The sequence below is a fragment of the Flagellimonas iocasae genome, assembly GCF_042682725.1.
GTDB lineage: Bacteria > Bacteroidota > Bacteroidia > Flavobacteriales > Flavobacteriaceae > Flagellimonas > Flagellimonas iocasae.
The window spans coordinates 1,232,194-1,249,396 of sequence record NZ_JBHUHU010000001.1 but is presented as its reverse complement, the minus strand read 5'-3'; the positions used below and the strand labels follow the sequence as shown (position 1 = coordinate 1,249,396).

The 17,203-nt window shown below is 42.5% G+C and carries 19 protein-coding genes; 8 read left to right on the top strand and 11 right to left on the bottom strand.

What is annotated here, in order from left to right:
* Positions 1-80: 80 nt before the first annotated feature.
* Complete coding sequence (locus ACFSJE_RS05465) at positions 81-617, top strand: hypothetical protein (protein ID WP_379829960.1); 537 nt, start codon at positions 81-83, stop codon at positions 615-617.
* Positions 618-621: 4 nt separating this feature from the next.
* On the opposite strand, the gene xerD is transcribed toward ACFSJE_RS05465, so the two are convergent.
* Positions 622-1,518: a site-specific tyrosine recombinase XerD gene (xerD, locus tag ACFSJE_RS05460; protein ID WP_379829959.1), complete on the bottom strand. Its 897-nt coding sequence runs from the start codon at positions 1,516-1,518 to the stop codon at positions 622-624.
* 216 nt (positions 1,519-1,734) lie between these two features.
* Between xerD and ACFSJE_RS05455 the strand changes: the two genes are divergently transcribed.
* The 3 genes from ACFSJE_RS05455 (at position 1,735) to aroQ (ending at position 3,348) form a co-directional block, all read left to right on the top strand.
* Positions 1,735-2,256 (top strand): hypothetical protein, encoded by a 522-nt coding sequence (locus ACFSJE_RS05455; protein WP_379829958.1) that lies wholly within the window; start codon positions 1,735-1,737, stop codon positions 2,254-2,256.
* Between the two features lie 144 nt (positions 2,257-2,400).
* Positions 2,401-2,862: a hypothetical protein gene (locus ACFSJE_RS05450; protein WP_379829957.1), complete on the top strand. Its 462-nt coding sequence runs from the start codon at positions 2,401-2,403 to the stop codon at positions 2,860-2,862.
* A gap of 69 nt (positions 2,863-2,931) precedes the next feature.
* Positions 2,932-3,348, top strand: a complete 417-nt coding sequence (gene aroQ, locus ACFSJE_RS05445) for a type II 3-dehydroquinate dehydratase (protein WP_379829956.1) — start codon at positions 2,932-2,934, stop codon at positions 3,346-3,348.
* On the opposite strand, the gene ACFSJE_RS05440 is transcribed toward aroQ, so the two are convergent.
* The 6 genes from ACFSJE_RS05440 to ACFSJE_RS05415 form a co-directional block, all read right to left on the bottom strand.
* Positions 3,340-3,621 (bottom strand): DUF3817 domain-containing protein, encoded by a 282-nt coding sequence (locus ACFSJE_RS05440; RefSeq protein WP_379829955.1) that lies wholly within the window; start codon positions 3,619-3,621, stop codon positions 3,340-3,342. The genes aroQ and ACFSJE_RS05440 overlap by 9 nt on opposite strands.
* A 7-nt stretch (positions 3,622-3,628) precedes the next feature.
* Positions 3,629-5,020 (bottom strand): dihydrolipoyl dehydrogenase, encoded by a 1,392-nt coding sequence (gene lpdA, locus ACFSJE_RS05435; RefSeq protein ID WP_379829954.1) that lies wholly within the window; start codon positions 5,018-5,020, stop codon positions 3,629-3,631.
* Positions 5,021-5,141: 121 nt separating this feature from the next.
* Positions 5,142-5,678: a DUF1572 family protein gene (locus tag ACFSJE_RS05430; RefSeq protein WP_379829953.1), complete on the bottom strand. Its 537-nt coding sequence runs from the start codon at positions 5,676-5,678 to the stop codon at positions 5,142-5,144.
* Positions 5,675-6,085 carry a peptide-methionine (R)-S-oxide reductase MsrB gene (msrB, locus tag ACFSJE_RS05425; RefSeq protein WP_379829952.1) on the bottom strand — a complete coding sequence of 137 codons (411 nt, stop codon included), beginning with the start codon at positions 6,083-6,085 and terminating at the stop codon, positions 5,675-5,677. The genes ACFSJE_RS05430 and msrB (ACFSJE_RS05425) overlap by 4 nt, the downstream gene beginning before the upstream one ends.
* A gap of 14 nt (positions 6,086-6,099) precedes the next feature.
* Entirely contained in the window at positions 6,100-6,591 is a 492-nt protein-coding gene (gene msrB, locus ACFSJE_RS05420; protein WP_379829951.1) for a peptide-methionine (R)-S-oxide reductase MsrB, read from the bottom strand.
* Positions 6,592-6,708: 117 nt separating this feature from the next.
* Entirely contained in the window at positions 6,709-7,311 is a 603-nt protein-coding gene (locus ACFSJE_RS05415) for a collagen-like protein (protein WP_379829950.1), read from the bottom strand.
* 132 nt (positions 7,312-7,443) lie between these two features.
* Here ACFSJE_RS05415 and glgB point away from each other — a divergent pair, with 132 nt between their 5' ends.
* The 4 genes from glgB (at position 7,444) to ACFSJE_RS05395 (ending at position 14,126) form a co-directional block, all read left to right on the top strand.
* Positions 7,444-9,339 (top strand): 1,4-alpha-glucan branching protein GlgB, encoded by a 1,896-nt coding sequence (gene glgB / locus ACFSJE_RS05410; RefSeq protein WP_379829949.1) that lies wholly within the window; start codon positions 7,444-7,446, stop codon positions 9,337-9,339.
* A 96-nt stretch (positions 9,340-9,435) separates the two neighbouring features.
* The gene (locus tag ACFSJE_RS05405) at positions 9,436-11,835 is read left to right on the top strand and encodes a glycoside hydrolase family 31 protein (protein WP_379829948.1); all 2,400 of its coding nucleotides are present in this window, start codon (positions 9,436-9,438) and stop codon (positions 11,833-11,835) included.
* Between the two features lie 42 nt (positions 11,836-11,877).
* On the top strand, positions 11,878-12,687 hold the full coding sequence (locus ACFSJE_RS05400) for a M48 family metallopeptidase (RefSeq protein ID WP_379829947.1): 810 nt from the start codon (positions 11,878-11,880) through the stop codon (positions 12,685-12,687).
* A gap of 116 nt (positions 12,688-12,803) precedes the next feature.
* A complete protein-coding gene (locus ACFSJE_RS05395; RefSeq protein WP_379829946.1) occupies positions 12,804-14,126 on the top strand; it encodes an MFS transporter in 1,323 nt (440 codons plus the stop codon).
* Positions 14,127-14,195: 69 nt separating this feature from the next.
* Here the strand turns inward: ACFSJE_RS05395 and ACFSJE_RS05390 are convergent, their stop codons facing one another.
* The 4 genes from ACFSJE_RS05390 to ACFSJE_RS05375 are packed head-to-tail and all read right to left on the bottom strand — an operon-like array spanning position 14,196 to position 17,147.
* Positions 14,196-14,921, bottom strand: a complete 726-nt coding sequence (locus ACFSJE_RS05390) for a head GIN domain-containing protein (RefSeq protein WP_379829945.1) — start codon at positions 14,919-14,921, stop codon at positions 14,196-14,198.
* A gap of 33 nt (positions 14,922-14,954) precedes the next feature.
* Complete coding sequence (locus ACFSJE_RS05385) at positions 14,955-16,046, bottom strand: DUF4097 family beta strand repeat-containing protein (protein ID WP_379829944.1); 1,092 nt, start codon at positions 16,044-16,046, stop codon at positions 14,955-14,957.
* A complete protein-coding gene (locus ACFSJE_RS05380; RefSeq protein WP_379829943.1) occupies positions 16,027-16,587 on the bottom strand; it encodes a hypothetical protein in 561 nt (186 codons plus the stop codon). The genes ACFSJE_RS05385 and ACFSJE_RS05380 overlap by 20 nt, the downstream gene beginning before the upstream one ends.
* A 2-nt stretch (positions 16,588-16,589) precedes the next feature.
* Complete coding sequence (locus ACFSJE_RS05375; protein ID WP_379829942.1) at positions 16,590-17,147, bottom strand: RNA polymerase sigma factor; 558 nt, start codon at positions 17,145-17,147, stop codon at positions 16,590-16,592.
* Positions 17,148-17,203 lie beyond the last annotated feature (56 nt).

Sequence of the window (17,203 nt, the reverse complement as noted above, 5' to 3'; positions counted from 1 at the left end):
ATTTGTTATAAGGTTAAAATTTCGCCAACCCTACTCATTTTTCAAGATTGATGTGGTAACTTTTAGGAAAACTACTAGCCATGTCAAAACAGATTTTCCGTTCAACAATCATAGTATTGATGGTATTTGCCCACTTGGGATATGGTCAAATCGGTAGTGCCCCTGCAACACTTCAAGAAACGCCTTTGACCATTGAAGGATACGATTTCCCAACGTTTGATGGTTTGTCCAATTATGCTTGGTTCAAGGTCAATCTAGCCCTAACTGACAGGACAGAGTTCAGTATCGGGGGTGAACATTATAGAAGACCTTTCGCGGATAGATTTACCATTCCAATTCAGATGAAGCAGTATTTAAATGATAAGACGTATATCCTTGGAGGATATCAATGGGAATGGGATTTAATGAATATTGGATTGGATATGGAGAACATGGGAAAAGGGCATCCCAACCCCAAACCAAGGCAGGATTTTTTCTATGGAATTGGTCATGATGTCAGTCCCAATATGATGATTGAGGCCAAAATTGTTCAGCCTGTGGGAACTCCAGAATTTTATGATATTGGCCTTGAAGGTGCAAAAACCAGGCTAAAATTAGGAACACGATTAAAATTCTAGGTTTCTATTTTCTGGGATGAAACTCATTCAAAACTTTGGCCAAATGAACCCGGTTCACATGCATATATACTTCGGTTGTAGTAATACTTTCGTGGCCCAACATCTGCTGAATGGCACGTAAATCAGCCCCATTTTCCAGAAGATGGGTGGCAAAGGAGTGCCGAAAGGTATGTGGACTGATATTTTTCTTCAATCCGATGAGTTCCGCCAATTGTTTTATGATGGTAAAGATCATGGCGCGGGTAAGCTGTTTCCCCCTTCGGTTCAAGAACACAAAATCATTGTGCTCTTTTTGGATTGGTACATGTACACGAACCTCATTTCGGTAGATATTGATGTATTTTTTGTTGATGCTGCTGATGGGCACAAAGCGCTGCTTGTTTCCTTTCCCGGTCACTTTAATAAAATCTTCCTCAAAATAAAGGTCCGATAGCCTCAAATTCACCAATTCAGAAACCCGAAGTCCACAGCCATACAAGGTTTCTACGATGGCACGGTTGCGTTCTCCTTCTGGTTTGGACAGGTCTATGGCGGAGATGAGGTCATTTATTTCGTCAACCGATAAGGTGTCTGGCAATTTTCTCCCAATTTTTGGGGTCTCAATGAGGTCCATGGGATTATCAGCACGGTAATCCTCAAAAACTAGGTAATTAAAAAACCCTTTCAAACCAGAAATTATGCGTGCTTGTGACCTTGGGTTTACGGTTTTGGCAACATCGTAAATAAATTGTTGAACTGTTTCTTGGTCTATTTGAATTGGAGACTCGGTTATATCATGCTCGCTGAGATAATCCATCAGCTTTTGGAGGTCCAACCCGTAATTGGAAATGGAATTTGAACTGAGCCCACGCTCAATTTTTAGATAATTCTCATAATCCTGCAATGCATGTTGCCAGTTCATGGATTAAAGATAATGACAATAATTTTTGACTTCACTGGTCTTTTTAGTGATTGGTCAATTCAAATGGCTATTTGGTCAAATGGGGCCAAAGAGGTGCGCTGGGTTTAAATATTTTCCCGCTGAATTTATAAAATGTTACAATTTGTAGGGTTTTTATTACGAGTTGATACTATATCCATTGAAGACCCGTTTAAGTGTTTAGCAAATTTTAACATTATGAACAAAACATTTTTATTGACGGTCATAGCAATGGTTGGCATTAGTTTTTCATCGATGGCCCAATACGTGGACCGTACTAATTTTAGAGCAGGTTTAATTGCAGGTATTCCTGTAGGGGATGCTGCGGATATTTCCAGTTTTAGCCTTGGTTTGGATATAGCCTACCATATTGGGGCTTCCGAACTGTTGGATTTAGGTTTTGCAACTGGATTTATCAATGCTTTTGGGGATACCACCACCATTTCAGGAGGTGGAATCAATGTGGAGACAGAATTTGATGACTTTCAGTTTATACCGGTAGCAGGTTCCCTTAGGATATACCCAACCTACGATTTCAAATTTGGAGCCGATGTTGGTTATGCCGTTGGTGTAAATGAAGGCAATGAAGGAGGATTCTATCTAAGGCCCATAATAGGTTACAATATTACAGGGAACACAGAATTGAACGTTTCCTACGTAAACATTAGTAATGATGGTAATTTTTCAATTGCAACCTTGGGGATTTTGTTTTTATTCTGATAAAGACCCAAAGAAGGATTGGATTGCTTACTAAGTTATCTCGAATAGTAAAGCTGAATTATGAATAAATAGCATAAACTGTTTATAACCCCAAATATCCCAACAGTTTTATATCATGAATATTAACCAATAATTACTTTAAAAATGAAAAAATTACTGTTTGTTTTTACACTTGTTCTTTTGTGTTCGGTGTCACTTAAAGCCCAGACTAGCTATAAGGCTGCATTGGGGCTGGGTGTGGATGCCATAGACAATCTCACTTTTGTCGGTGCCACGGGCAAGTATTTTTTTACCTCCAATCATGTCGGCCAGGCCGATTTGGGTTTTGAGGACAATGCGACCATCATCACCGCTTTGTATTCGTACCACAAAGGATTTGCACGGGCCGCTGGATTGCGATGGTATGTAGGGGCTGGACCAAGTATCATTCTCTTGGATGGAGGTGAAAATGGTTTTGCGCTTCGCCCTCATGCAGGACTTGACTTTAAGATGAACGGAGTTCCATTTGTCATTAATTTTGACTGGAGACCTTTTATTGGCCTCAGTGATAATTGGGGGAATGAGGTAGGAGCCTTTGGACTAGGTCTGCAGTTTGCCTTTAATTGATTTATAAGAATTGAACGATAATAAGGGCGGCATATACCGCCCTTTTCTTTTTATTGTATTTTTAGCCCCATGAAACTAATGATCATCAACGGACCCAACTTAAATCTATTGGGCAAACGGGAACCCGAAGTATACGGAAGCACCACTTTTGCGGATTATTTTAAAGAATTACAGCAGAAGTTTCCGCAGGCGGAACTGCACTACTTTCAGTCCAATATAGAAGGGGAACTTATTGATAAGATTCAAGAAGTTGGGTTTGATTATGACGGTATTGTCCTAAATGCCGCTGCCTATACGCATACCTCCGTAGGTATTGGAGATGCTATTAAAGCGGTGACCACTCCTGTAGTTGAGGTACATATTTCAAATACGCACAAACGAGAAGAATTCAGGCATTTTTCCTATATCTCTCCAGTAGCCAAAGGAGTCATTTTAGGCTTTGGACTTCAAAGTTATGATTTGGCCATCCAAAGTTTTTTAGGCTAAAGAACTCAAATATTTTTTATCCGCATAAAACGTTCCGAAGGGCAACAAGGAAGCTATAAAAAGAATGATGAATCTTTTGATGCTCCATTTGTGCTCCCAACAGAACACAACCGCCACCACTACGTAAAGAATAAAAAGTACCCCGTGGGCATAGCCAACAGCCTTGTTTGGTTCTGGAATATCTGCCCAATGTTTTAAAGGCATTGTCATTCCGAACAACAACAAATAGGAAATTCCTTCTAAGATAGCAGTGGCCCTGAAAAGTTTCAGCATACCCGAATTATAGGTGGATTACTTCATCATAGGCGTCAGCAACCGCTTCCATAACCGCTTCGCTCATAGTTGGGTGCGGGTGAACCGCCTTTAACACCTCGTGGCCGGTGGTTTCCAATTTACGGGCCACTACAGCCTCGGCAATCATATCCGTAACACCAACACCGATCATGTGGCAACCCAACCATTCGCCATATTTGGCATCAAAAATGACTTTAACAAAACCGTCAGGGGTTCCAGCGGCTTTTGCCTTTCCACTCACGGAAAATGGAAATTTGCCTATTTTGAGTTCGTATCCTTTTTCTTTGGCTTGTTTTTCGGTCAATCCAACAGATGCCACTTCAGGAACACAGTAGGTACATCCAGGAATGTTGCCATAATCCAACGGCTCTACATGCATTCCGGCAATTTTTTCAACACAAAGGATTCCTTCAGCGGAAGCCACGTGAGCCAATGCCTGTCCTGGCGTAACATCACCAATGGCATAATATCCGGGAATATTGGTTTGATAATAGTTGTTCACCAAGATTTTATCTCGGTCCACGGCAATTCCAACATCTTCCAAACCGATGTTTTCAATATTCGTTTTGATGCCCACTGCTGATAGTACGATATCGGCCTCCAATACCTCTTCACCTTTGGAAGTTTTTACCGTAGCTTTTACACCGTCGCCAGAAGTATCCACTTTAGTGACTTCGGCAGAGGTCATGATTTTTACGCCTGCCTTTTTGAAGCTACGCTCCAGTTGCTTGGAAACATCCTCATCTTCAACCGGAACAATATTGGGCATATATTCCACCACGGTCACCTCGGTTCCCATGGAGTTGTAGAAATAGGCAAACTCGATACCGATGGCACCACTACCTACCACAATCAATTTTTTAGGTTGCTTTTCAAGTGACATGGCCTCTCTATACCCGATTACTTTTTTGCCATCTTGAGGCAAACTTGGCAATTCGCGGCTTCGAGCTCCTGTGGCTATGATGATGTGGTCGGCGGTATACTCAGCCGTATCCCCATGCTCTCCCTTTACCAACACTTTTTTGCCAGGTTGAACCTTTCCAAACCCATTGAGCACCTCAATTTTGTTCTTTTTCATCAGGAACTGAACACCTTTGCTCATCCCATCGGCAACGCCACGGCTTCTTTTTACCACGGCATCAAAATCGTGCTCAACGTTTTGGGCACTTAGACCATAGTCTGCGGCATGCTTCAAATATTCAAAAACTTGAGCGGATTTCAGTAGGGCCTTCGTTGGGATACACCCCCAATTAAGACAAACACCACCTAAGCTTTCCTTTTCTACAAGGGCTGTTTTGAATCCAAGTTGTGAGGCTCTGATTGCGGTTACATATCCACCGGGACCACTCCCCAAAACAATTATATCGAACTTGCTCATTAGATCTTGATTTTATGTTGTTAGATTTGAAGCCTGCCTTAGAGCGGGCAGGTGCAAAAGTACGGAATTCAATCCCCAAATCCCAAGTACGGGAAAGTCAAAAATCACTTTGTTTGTGAAATCAGATTTTATCCTCGCCGAACATCTTTTGATTAAAGGCGTCCGAGCCTCCTTTTGGGATAGAAAGTGATTCCCATTGCGGGCCTTTTATCATCTTTCCAATGAAGGCCAACTGCCCTACATGGCTCGGATAATGTGCCAATTGTCGGTTTACGGCTTCAACAATTGTATGTTCTTCATTCCTGATTTTGATTTTGGTATCAAAATCCACTGTTTTTAGCCGTTCAAGAGCATCAAACAGGCAGCTCCAACCTTTTTCCCAAGCTTCCAGCATTTCATTTTTGGTGTCGTAGGGGGCCTCAAACTCCATTTCCCGTTGTCGCCATTCCTTTTCCCCGTCCTCGGTCAAAAAATTGGTCCATCGGCTCAACATATTTCCCACCATATGCTTAACAATGATGGCGATGGAATTGTCCGTCTCCGAATAGGTCCACAGGATGTCTTCATCGGTGAGTTGGGCAAAGGTTTTGTCTCCCATGCTTTTATACCGATGGAACTCAAAAATGACGTTGGAAAGATAGTTTTCTTGAAAATTCATTCGTTTTCTGCAGGATCAAAACCAATACTTATTGAGTTGATACAATACCGCTGGCCGGTAGTTTCCCGGGGACCATCATTAAAAACATGACCTAAATGGCCTCCGCAGTTGGCGCAGACCGTCTCCGTGCGAATCATACCATGCGATGTATCCCGAATATATTCAATGGCACCCTCCACAGCTTGGTCAAACGAGGGCCAACCGCAACCACTCTCGAATTTGTGTTCGCTTTCAAAAAGTTTGGCGTTGCAAGCCTTGCAGTGGTAATCACCATTCTCAAAATGAAGGTTGAATTGCCCAGTAAAGGGACGTTCGGTGCCCTTTTTTCGCAACACGTAGTATTCTTCCGGAGAGAGTTCTTTTTGCCACTCTTCATCCGTTTTTTGGATATTATATTTCTCGGTCATTATCGTGTTTTGGTTTAGTTCCCATCAGGGATGAAATCCAGCGCAACGCCATTGATACAGTGCCGCTTTCCGGTGGTATTTCTGGGGCCATCGTTAAAAACATGCCCTAAATGGCCACCACATACAGCGCAGTGTTCTTCGGTACGGGCCACACCTATTTTGTAGTCGGTGTCATAGGCCACGTTACCTTCAATTTCCCGGTCAAAACTGGGCCATCCCGTGCCAGAATCAAATTTGTGCTCGCTTTTGAAAACAGGGGTACCACATCCGGCACAGACGTAGGTTCCCTTTTGTTTGTTTTCTAAAAGGTCGCTGGTAAATGCATTTTCAGTGGCTTCCTTTCTGAGGACATAATATTCCATATCCGTCAGTTCGGCCTTCCATTCAGCATCGGTTTTGGTGACCTTGTACGCTGTTTCTTTTTTGGTTTCCTTTTTCTCTTCTTGTGATGTGCCCTTGCACCCCACAAAAGTCAAAAGCACAATCAAAAGCAATTTTTTTCCCATTTCCTTTTCTTTTACTTGATAAGACGTATTCATCACCCTATCCTTTCAAAAATACTATAAAAAGAAAAAGTCCCAGGGATATCCGCGGGACTTCTTGCTATGATTTGAAAGCTGATTTTAATTCAACTCCAATTTCTGAACTTGATCTTCGGTAATTCCCAGAGCGGACATCACATTTTCAATGTTGGAGGTGTCCATTTTAGAGGAATTGGCAAAAACGCTGGGTACAAATACAATTCGGAAGATTTGATCATCCGTAAAATCTGTACTCAAAGTGGATAAATCAAAGTTTCCATCAATGAACAGTTCCACATCTACAAAGGTGTATTCAAATACATATTGAATGGTTCCTTCGGGAAGAAAATAGTTTTGTGGGATTTGGCTCCAAAGGTCAGCGTCGCTTCCATCTTGCAAACCGACGGTACCTGCCCATCGATACACCAAAACGGCATCGGCCTCAAAGACTTCAAAGTCGGTGATATCACTAAAATTAATAAGGGAGCTGAAAAGGTTTGCATCGCCATCATAACCAAAGTTGACATCCACTTCCACAACTTGCCCCTGAATGCCATCGGCACCATCAAAACCGTCATTTCCATCAAATCCGGGAGGTCCTGGAGGTCCTGCGGGTCCTTCACAGGCCACGGTGAACAATACGATACATGCTGCGATAATAAGGTTGAATTTATTCATGATTTTGGATTTTTGATTTGTTTTCATTTTTTCTGTTTTTTGGTAAAAATCAAAAAGCATTCCATTTTTTCAAAAGAACTGGATTTTATTTGAAAGGATTCTGCTAAAATCGTATTCTTGAGCAAAGATGTGTTATATTGTAATTGCTAAATATTGTTTATGTCCAACGTAATTGTCCACAGTTTATTTTCAGAATTCGATATCAATCTTTTTAAGGGTGGAAAGCATTTTCGGCTCTACGATAAATTAGGGTCGCACCTCATTGAGGTTGATGGTGTTAAGGGTACCTACTTTGCGGTTTGGGCCCCTTCGGCCAAATCGGTGTCGGTGATTGGTGATTTCAATTATTGGAATGCTGGGGAGCACGAACTCAATGTTCGATGGGATTCAAGTGGCATTTGGGAAGGTTTTATTCCCGGGGTGGACAAAGGCACTAAATACAAGTACAAAATCCAATCACACAACAATGATATTTGGACCGAAAAGGCCGACCCATTCGCTCGATTTTGTGAACAGCCCCCAAATACAGCTTCGCTAGTTTGGGATGCACCTTATGATTGGAAGGACAAGAAATGGATGGACACCCGTGAAGAAAAAAATGCGCTGGACAAGCCCTATTCGGTATACGAGGTGCACTTGGGCTCTTGGAAGAAGAAAAATGGTTGGGAGTCGCTTTCCTACATTGAAATGGCAGACGAGCTTGTGGATTATGTGGATAAAATGGGCTTTACCCATGTGGAGTTTATGCCTGTCATGGAATATCCGTACGACCCTTCTTGGGGATACCAGATAACCGGATATTTTGCACCGACCTCCCGTTTTGGAAAACCAGAGGATTTTAAAGTGCTGGTGGACAAATTCCACCAAAAGGGAATTGGGGTCATATTGGATTGGGTACCTTCCCATTTTCCGGAGGATGCCCACGGTCTTGGTTATTTTGATGGGTCGCACCTGTATGAGCACCCGGACCGAAGAAGAGGATATCATCCCGATTGGAAAAGTTTGATTTTTAACTATGGAAGAAATGAGGTTCGTGCCTTTTTGATTAGCAATGCCATTTTTTGGCTGGACCAATACCATGTGGATGGACTTCGGGTGGATGCGGTGGCCTCGATGTTGTATTTGGATTATTCGCGTGAAGATGGCGAATGGGAACCCAACATGTACGGTAACAACGAAAATCTAGAAGCCTTGTCTTTCCTTCGGGAGATGAACCAGGAGGTGTATGCCAGTTTTAAAGGGGTGCAGACCATTGCGGAAGAGTCAACGGCGTTTTCAGGGGTGACCAAACCGGTACATTTTGGTGGATTGGGTTTTGGAATGAAATGGATGATGGGTTGGATGCACGATACGTTGGAGTTCTTCAAAAAGGAACCCATTTATCGGTCGTATGATCTTAATGACATTACGTTTAGCATGACCTATGCGTTTACCGAAAACTTTGTGTTGCCCTTTTCTCATGATGAGGTGGTTTATGGAAAACAATCCCTTTTATATCGAATGCCGGGGGATGAATGGCAACGTTTTGCCAACCTAAGACTATTGTTTGGATACATGTTTACCCATCCCGGAGGAAATTTGTTGTTTATGGGGGGTGAATTTGGTCAATCTTCAGAATGGGATTTCCAACAAAGCCTCGATTGGCACCTCACTCAGTACGATTTTCACTCTGGAATCCAAGAAGTTATCAAGGATCTTAACAAACTATATAAAAACAACCCTGCATTGTATCAAAAGCAGTTCAGCCCCGATGGTTTCCAGTGGATTGAATACAACGATAAGGAAAACACCGTCATCACCTACCTTAGAAAAGGTGAAGACCCTAAAGATGACCTTATCATAGCTTGTAACTTTACGCCTGTACCCCGCGAAAATTATAGGGTTGGCGTTCCCAAGAATACCCAGCTAAAATTGGTGTTTAACAGTGATGACAGCAAATATTCCGGTAGTGGTATCGGTAAGAAAACCCTAAAACCTTCAAAAACCGAATGGAACGGTCAAGCGCAATCGGTTGTGATGACTTTACCCCCATTATCAGTGGTCGTTTACAAATAGTGAACAGACTATAACGTTATAGTTGGGTTGTTGTTCAAAATATCTTTTTAATTTGTCGAGGTAAAGTATTTCTTTTGTCAGTCTGATAAGCCAGCTATGATTACCAATACGGAAATTGAAAGGAGAGGGAACCAGTCTCCTAACCATATTGTCGATTTCAAACAGGAAAACGACAAACTATATTTTACCACACAAAACGGGGTCATTTTGCAGGTGACCATATTGCGCGACAGTGCTATCCGTTTCAGATATGCCACAGAATATGTTTTTGAACCTGATTTTTCTTATGCCCTTAGTGAGGATGTAAGTTTGGGTTACAATGAACTTACCGTTACTGAGGAAATCCCCGAATATGTTATCACCACATCCAAAATAAAGGTCTACATCAACAAAAAGGACCTAAAGGTCCAGATTGTGGACTTGGAGGATATGGTCATATTGGATGACGAACTCGGATTCCACTGGGAGGAGAATTACGATTACGGTGGCAACGTAGTGAAGATGAGCAAAATCTGTCATTCCGGAGAAAGTTTCTACGGAATGGGTGATAAAGCGTCACATACCAATCTTAAAGGTAAGCGCGTAAACAATTGGGTTACTGATTCTTACGCTTATGGGAAGGATCAAGAGCCGTTATACAAGGCCATTCCTTTTTATATCGGTCTTAAAGAAAGCGCTGCTTATGGTGTATTTTTTGACAATTCTTTCAGCACCTATTTTGATTTTGCCAACGAAAAGCGAAATGTGACCAGTTTTTGGGCCGATGGTGGGGAAATGAACTACTATTTCTTCTATGGACCAAAGATGAGTCAGGTTGTGGAAGCCTACACGGATTTGACCGGGGTGCCCGAACTTCCCCCTTTGTGGGCTTTGGGATTCCATCAATCCAAATGGAGCTACTATCCAGAACGAAAAGTGAAAAAGATAGCCTCCACCTTTAGGAAGCTTAACATACCTTGTGATGCTATTTATCTGGACATCGATTATATGGAAGGGTTCCGATGCTTCACTTGGAACAATCGATATTTTCCCAATCCCAAAAAAATGGTGCAAGAAATGGAGGAGGATGGCTTTAAGGTCATCACCATGATTGATCCTGGGATAAAAATAGACCGGGATTATTGGGTATATCAACAGGCCATGGACAATGGTTTTTTCTGTAGACGTGCCGATGGCCCTCATTTTAAGGGAAAAGTATGGCCAGGAGAATGCAAGTTTCCAGATTTTACAGATCCAGACGTTCGTGAATGGTGGGCAGGATTGTACAAAGAGATGATTGCTGGAATGGGCGTTCGCGGTGTTTGGAACGACATGAACGAACCCGCCATCATGGAAGTTCCAACCAAAACAGCCAATCTGGATGTCCGCCATGACTATGATGGTCATCCGTGTAGCCATAGAAAAGCCCACAATATATATGGCATGCAAATGGTTCGTGCTACGTATGAAGGGGTGAAAAAATTCACCTTTCCAAGGAGACCTTTTGTGCTTACCCGGGCCGCTTATGCTGGAACACAAAGGTATTGTGCCACATGGACAGGTGACAATGTGGCCACGTGGGAGCATCTTTGGATTGCCAATGTGCAGATGCAACGCATGTGTTTGAGTGGATATTCCTTTGTAGGTTCCGATATTGGTGGTTTTGCGGAGCAGCCTAATGGGGAACTGTTTGCCCGATGGGTACAATTGGCTATTTTCCATCCCTTTTGCAGAGTGCACTCCAGTGGAGACCATGGAGATCAAGAACCTTGGTCTTTTGGTGAGGAAATCACCAACATCGTTCGAAAATATATTGAATTACGATATCAGCTATTGCCCTACTTGTATACCATGTTCTACAAGTATATCAAAGAGGGAATGCCCATGCTTCAATCCTTGGTATTCTACGATCAAGAGGACACCCAGACCCATTTTAGGACGGATGAGTTTCTTTTTGGGGACAAAATGTTGGTTTGTCCTGTTCAAGAACCCAATGCGCAAGGCAGAAGAATGTATTTCCCAAGGGGCAAGTGGTATAGCTACTGGACCGATGAGGTCATCACCGGGGGAATGGAAAGATGGGTTCCAGCAGAAATCTACAAGATTCCGTTGTATGTTAAAGAAGGCGCCATGATTCCGAAATATCCCGTTCAGCAATATGTGGGAGAGAAGGAGATCAAGGAGCTACGGATAGATGTGTACTACAAAGAGGGCCTTGAGACATCCACCGTTTATGAGGACCAACAAGATGGCTATGACTATAAAAAGGGACGTTTCAGTTTACGGAACTTCAGATTACGTGGAAAACCCAACGAGTTGATTATTCAGCAGTTCAAGGATGGGAATTTCATCACCCCATATGATAAGCTTCAGCTCAAATTTCATGGCTTGCCATTTACCATCGGAATGGTGGAATTAGACAATGAGGAGGTAGACCCAAAAGACATCAAATTGAATGGAAGTAACTCCATTGAGGTAAGTAAGGATTTTACAGAGCTCCACATTTTTGGAAAATAATTTTGTAATTTCCCTTGTACTAAACACTATTAAAAATTACATATGAAAAGGATCACCTTGGCGGTTGCGATGTTCTTGGCAGTGACCGCATGTAAGACAAATCCATTTACAGGAAAAAGCACGCTAAATTTTTACCCCAATAGCCAAATTTTCCCCATGGCATTTGCCCAATACGACTCGTTTTTGGATGAAAATAAAGTAATTACCGGAACATCCGATGCCCAAATGATCACTCGGGTAGGTCAGCGGATTGCCTCAGCGGCAGAACGTTGGTTGGATGCCAATGGATATCCAGGTTATTTAAAAGATTATAAATGGGAATACAACTTGGTAGATGACAAAACCGTAAATGCCTGGTGTATGCCAGGAGGTAAGATTGTATTCTACACAGGGATTTTGCCTATTACCCAAAATGAAGCTGGGATTGCAGTGGTCATGGGTCACGAAGTGGCACACGCCTTGGCCGATCATGGAGCACAACGTATGAGTGCCGGAATGCTGCAACAAATCGGTGCTGTGGCAGGAAATGTAGCTATTCAGGATCCGGAGAAAAGAAATATGTTCAACACCGCATACGGATTGGGTTCGCAGGTAGGGGTAATGCTACCATTCAGTAGAGGACATGAGACCGAAGCAGACCGAATAGGTTTGCAGATTATGGCCATAGCCGGATATAATCCAGATGAAGCAGCGCAGCTGTGGCAACGGATGAAAGCACAATCAGGAGGGCAGGCACCACCGGAATTTTTGAGTACGCACCCTTCCAATGACACCCGTATCAGTAATTTGACCGCTTGGGCTCCGGCCGCAAAACAAGAAGCAAGAAAATTTGGGGTAACATCATTTAAATAGCGTATATTTAACCAACTAAAGATGTCATTTAGAGCTACCGGGAACTCCAGACCACCAAAAGAAAGGATTCTCGCACAGTTCCAAATGACATTTTCTTTTTAACCAACCAACATACCATGGCACAAGTATTGGCATTAAAGGGAAGCAAAAAACTATTGAATGCTTGGGCATTTTACGATTGGGCCAACTCGGTCTATAGTTTGGTGATTTCTTCTGCCGTTTTCCCTATTTTTTATGGCGCTCTTTTCCGGGTTGCCGGTATTGAAAAAGTTACTGTTTTTGGAGGTGAAATCGCCAGAGCACCCCTAATCAGTTATGTGACCTCTTTGGCTTTTGTGTTTATTGCCATTGTAACCCCTTTGGTATCTGGAATTGCCGATTATATGGGGAACAAGAAGATTTTTCTCAAGTTTTTCTGTTATCTCGGGGCAATTTCCTGTATTGGTCTGTATTGGTTCTCCTTGGAGAATATCTATTTCGGGCTGGTATGTTATTTCTTTGGTCTGGTAGGATTTTGGGTCAGTTTCGCCATAAATAATTCGTATCTCCCAGATATTGCTTATCCTGAACAGCAAGATGGCATCAGTGCCAAAGGATTTTCCTTGGGATATATTGGTAGTGTAATTCTATTGGTATTCAATTTGGCCATGGTAATGCAGCCCGATGCTTTCGGGATTACAGATGGCGGGGGAGAAGTGGCCGAAATCAAAGCGATGAAATATTCCTTTATTTCTGTGGGGATTTGGTGGATACTTTTCAGTCAGTATACTTTTGCCCATTTGCCCAAGGGCTACAAGCGCGAAGGGGAACGAAAAAACATCGTAATGAATGGGTTTCACGAGCTTCAAAGCGTTTGGCGACAACTAGGAAGCCAAACCCGATTAAAACGATATTTGGGTGCCTTTTTTGTGTACAGCATGGCGGTACAAACTGTGATGTTGATTGCTACTTATTTTGGTGAGGAAGAAATTACGTGGGGCTCGGACAGCGAACGCACCACAGGACTGATTATAAGTATTTTGGTGATACAGATTGTGGCCATTTTGGGAGCGACCCTAACCGCAAAAGCATCCGGCAAGTTTGGAAATATTAAAACTTTGATGGTGATCAACTGTGTTTGGTTGATGCTTTGTGTGTATGCCTATTTCTTGCAAACACCCATGGATTTTTACATTGCCGCCAGTTTGGTAGGGATTGTAATGGGAGGCATTCAGGCATTGTCGCGATCTACCTATTCCAAATTTTTACCGGAAACTACGGATACCACATCATTTTTTAGTTTTTACGACGTAGCTGAAAAGATTGGGATCATCATCGGAACCTTTCTTTATGGCGCCGTGGCCCAACTTACGGGCAGTATGCGAAACAGTACCATATTTTTGGGGCTTTTCTTCTTAGGAGGAATATTTCTGCTGGCACGCGTGAACCATAAGGAATAACCATACCATAAAAAACCCCGATGATGATCGGGGTTCTTACGTTTTTTGATTGGATTTGATAAACTCCTTTTATCCTCTGGATATGTCTCCAGAACCTGAGGATTTGCTATTGATTTTCTTTGGATTTCCCCGATAACTGATATCTCCAGAACCAGATACCCGGGCATCTATGGATTGATTGGCGGTAACTTTAACATCTGCGGACCCTGAAACAGCTACGGTAACATTTTCGGCTTCCAATTCGTAAGCTTTGATATCTCCAGATCCTGAGACTTGAACATCAAACCCCATGGTCTTTCCAGAAAGGTTGATATCCCCTGACCCAGAAAGTGCTGCGTCCACATTACCAGCTTCAACGGTCAAAGTGATATCTCCAGACCCTGCAATCCGAGTGCTAAAATTGTCTGATTTTATGGTTGTGCGTCCAACGATATCGCCAGAACCCGAAAGTGAAACTTCACTAATGGATTCAACAGGAACTGTAATGTGAATCCCTTTTCCCCAATTCGAGGGCCTCAGATTTACCCCTTTTTCCACTTTTATGACCAAGGTGCCGTTTTTCACTTCAGTCTGTACGTATTCCAAGAGATTGGATTCACCTTCAAGGGTGATTTTCCCTTCCCGACCATCCACAAGGTCAACATCGAACCATCCTGCCAATGCAACACCATCGTAATCTCCTACGGAGCGGTCAATGGTGACAACGTTGCCATCCCCTTTAATTTTTCGCCCCCATTGGGCGTTTGTAATGGCCACAGTGCATAGGGCCAATGTTAGTGTGATAAGTTTTTTCATGACTTTGGTTTATTTATTGTTTTTTGATATGATTTAATTCTTTGTGAATGTGATTCCCCCGTAATCGCTGGTAATACTCACCTTATTCCCGGAATTTTCCTTTCCGTAGTATCCCTTATAATAGCGCTCATTGGATTTTTCCTTGCTGATATTGATTTCAAAATCGTCCTTTCCACTGACTCCCGCATACTGGGTAGTGATTTCAAAATCGAATGAGTATTCAGGATGGTATCCAATTTTTATCCCGGTATAATCTGACCGAATTTCCACGTTGCCGGCATCCGTGGCCAACTCATCTATTTTAATGGAACCATAATCACTGGAGATGCTCACGTTTCCGTGTACCGTTCCCAACTTCACTCCGATGTAATCCCCGTTACCATTCACATTTTTGACATCGTGGGCCTCAAGGGAACCATAGTCACTGGAATATTCCAAGTTGCCCATTTCTTCGATTACGGCATTGGTATAATCTGCTTTGATGGTTAGGTTTCCAGCCTTTTCAACCGTAAACCCGGAGTAATCTGCAATAATTTCACCGCTGTTGATGTATCCAAAAGTAGATCTAGAGGTATAATCGAATCGAAGTTCATTGTTTCGCCCTCGTAGTTCGCCAGCATCAATTTTTCCATAATCACAGTTGATTTTGGCATGCCCATCAATTCGGTCCAAAAAGATATTGCCATAATCATTACTAAGATTGACGCTGTTCTTTACAGGTAATTTTATGGTGTAGTTGACCTGTACGTTTACATTTCTCTTTTTGGTCCAACTCCATCCCCAGTTGTTGCCGCGGTCACCAAAAAGGGTTCTGGCAGCTACCAAGCCTGGATTGTTCTCAAAGTCAACATCAATCTCATTGAGCCTGTCTTGTACACGGTCTTCATCGTTGCCATTGGCCTTAATGTGAACCTCTATCATGACCCTGTTTTCATTCCAAGAGGTGATGTTGAGGTTGCCGTAACTATTGTTCACTTTGAACAAGGCATCTGCGTTCACATTGAATTCCCGCTTAATCGTCTTTTCTTTGGTGTATTTGCCGTTCATGCCATCGGTATACGCAAACAGCGCAACGGGGATAAACAGTAGGGCCAAAAGAATGGTTTTAAATTGTAATGTTTTCATCATTGTATGATTTTAAATTTTTAATAGTCTCTATTTGGCTCAAAACATCTTTTAAAAGGTCAATTCGGGTCTGGAAGTTGAAGATCATGGCGTTCAATATAATTTTACTGTCGCCGCCATTGACGAGGTCTTGCTCCAAGACCTTATAATCTTTCTCCAATTTTTGCAATTGTAGTAAGGTATCGTCCACTAATTGGGCGGTTTCGGGGGATTTCTCATCCTTTAATTGGCGCACCTGTTCTTCAATAAGATTGGCAAAGTAGAACTCCGTTTGGGAAACTTCGGGAGAAATCTCCACTACCTGCTCCTCTATACTGGGGCCTGTACCTACTACTTGAAAGGCCAATACGGCAATGACCGCAATGGAGGCCGCAATGGACAATGGCTTCCACCAGCTGTTCTTTTTCTTGTGGATGGAAACCGTGCCATTGGCTTGGTTCAGTTTATCCAAGAAGCGATCCTGGTGTCCGCTTTGCGGTTCTTCAAGGTCAAACTGCCCCTGAAGCCTGCCGAACAACTTATCTAATTTATCTTCCTTCATGATCAAATACTTAAAGTCAATTTTTTTCTAAGGCTTTCTTTGGCCCTGGAAATGGTAGTTCTGCAATTGGCATAACTAATGTTCATTATTTCACTTATTTCTTCGTAATCGTATCCTTCAATTAAATGTAAGGTCAAAGAAACTCTGTAGTTGTCTTTTAAACTTTTCATGGTTTCCATCACTTTTTGAGCCTTTAGTTCAGCAAAACCATCTGCATTCAAATCAACCGCATCATTATCTTCGACCTTGTACATTACTTCATCCAAGTCCACAGCCCTTACTTTTTGCTGCTTTTTGTAATGATGGATACTGTTGTTGACCACAATCCGCTTTAACCATGCCCCAAAGGCAACCTCCCCTTTAAATGTGTGCAGTTTCGTAAACGCGTTCAAGAACGATTCCTGCATTACATCCTCTGCTTCGGCGGAGTCTTTTACAATTCTAAATGCCGTGTTGTACATAGCTTTGTAATAGCGATTGTAAACCTCCAATTGTGCACTTTGTTTCCCCTGCATGCACGATTCGAGCAATGCGTCAATATGTTCATTTTGGTGGCTCAAAAAATGATTGATTTGTCTTATAGAGGTGTGAATTTATCAATTGTTACACTTTTTTC